Source organism: Synechococcus sp. N32, from assembly GCF_900473895.1.
Classification (GTDB): domain Bacteria; phylum Cyanobacteriota; class Cyanobacteriia; order PCC-6307; family Cyanobiaceae; genus Parasynechococcus.
On sequence record NZ_UCND01000004.1, the window covers coordinates 1 to 1,819 of the forward strand.

The window sequence follows — 1,819 nt, forward strand, 5'->3', positions numbered from 1 at the left end:
GAGGCTGTCTCAAAAGTAGATAGTTTAATAGGCTAGCTGATTTCTCGGCTAGCCTTTCTTGTTTAACTCAAAATAGGTATTTTGAGGTGTGCAAAAACAAGACACGAATATAGTCTTTAAAGACTATTCTCCCAACCAGCTGATGCTTCTTCCTCCGAGTTTGGAAGAATTAATTCCAGCCCATCATCCAGCCCGAACCGTTAATTCGGTGATGGATCAGATCGATCTTTCCTCGGTGTATGCCTATTATTGGCAAAACGGTGCCAGCAGCTACCATCCCCGGATGCTGCTGAAGATTTTGGTTTATGGCTATCTTGAAAATTGCTTTTCGTCCCGTAAGCTGGAGAAGGCTACCCGGGAAAACATCGTGTACATGTGGCTTTCGGGGATGCAGCGTCCCGACCACCACACGATCAACCGCTTTCGTTCCGAACGGCTCAAGCCGGTGATCGGCGATATATTCTCCAAAGTGGTACTGCTGCTTCATCAAGAAGGCCTTCTGGATATCAAGGAGGTCTATACCGACGGTACCAAGATAGAGGCCAATGCCAACCGTTACACGTTTGTCTGGGGTAAGGCGATCAAAAAGAACAAGGAGCGGATCAGCAAACAGCTCCAGGAACTCTGGGAATACGCAGGTTCGGTAGCCGCCCGGGAGCTGGGAGCCGAAGAGCCCGACTTTATCAACCCCAGTCCGGAGAAAGTGTCTCAGACCGTGGACAAGATCAACCGGGCCCTGCAGGACAAGCCTGTGGACAAAAAAGTGAAGCAGAAACTAAACTACGCCAAAAAGCACTGGCCGGCCAAACTGGAAGAATATGACCAAAAAGAACAGATCCTGGCAGGACGCAACAGCTACTCCAAAACCGATCCCGATGCCACCTTCATGCGGATGAAGGAAGACCACATGAAAAACGGACAGCTCAAGCCCGCCTACAACCTTCAGCTCAGTACCCACGGACAGTTTGTGGTCAACTACTCCCTGCATCCCAATCCCACCGATACGCTGACCCTCAAACCTCATCTGGAAAAATACTGTCAGCTCTACGGTTTCTATCCCTCCAGCTACACAGCCGATGCGGGATACGGCAGTGAGGAAAACTACTGCTTCCTGGAGGAAAACCAGATCGAAGCCTTCGTCAAGTACAACTATTTCCACAAAGAACTTCAACAGGAATCCAAAGCAAAGAAAGTCTACGGACTACTCGACAACCTCCATTACGACCCGCAAAACGACCGCTACATCTGCCCCATGGGACAGCCCATGGAAAAGAGCGGGAAAAGCACCGGTAAAACATCAACCGGATTCGTTCAACACTATCGCCACTATCAGGCTAAAAACTGTTCCGGCTGTCCACTCTCCGCAGCTTGCCATCCCGGGGAGGGAAACAAAGTCATCAAGGTCAACACAAGACTCCAGCAACAGAAAGCCAAAGCAAAGGAACGGCTAACCTCAGAGCGAGGTATTCAGAAAAGAAAGCAACGGGCCATCGATGTCGAACCGGTCTTCGGACACTTCAAATACAACAAGGGCAGAAGCCGTTTCATGCTCCGCGGTAGCGCAAAAGTGGCCGTTGAAACAGGCCTTCTGGCCATTGCCCACAACCTGGCCAAAAAGGCGGGATGAACAGCCTTAAATGTCCATTTTTTCATCCCAAAACAAAGACAAAAGCAAGTGGAGCACAGTATCCATCCATGACCCTAAAAAACAACTCATGTGAACCCCGGTCAAAAAAATAGAGGCCGAAAATCAAAAATCGGCCTCTATTGCGCAAAATCGAATATCTCTAAATGTGAAAACTATTTATGAGACAGCCTC

Annotated in this window: 1 protein-coding gene; it reads left to right on the forward strand. The window is 49.0% G+C overall.

Annotated elements, in window-relative coordinates; genetic code table 11:
* Positions 1 to 88 precede the first annotated feature (88 nt).
* Positions 89 to 1,627, forward strand: coding sequence for an IS1182 family transposase (locus DXY35_RS01215; RefSeq protein WP_115080484.1), 1,539 nt, complete (start codon positions 89 to 91; stop codon positions 1,625 to 1,627).
* Positions 1,628 to 1,819 lie beyond the last annotated feature (192 nt).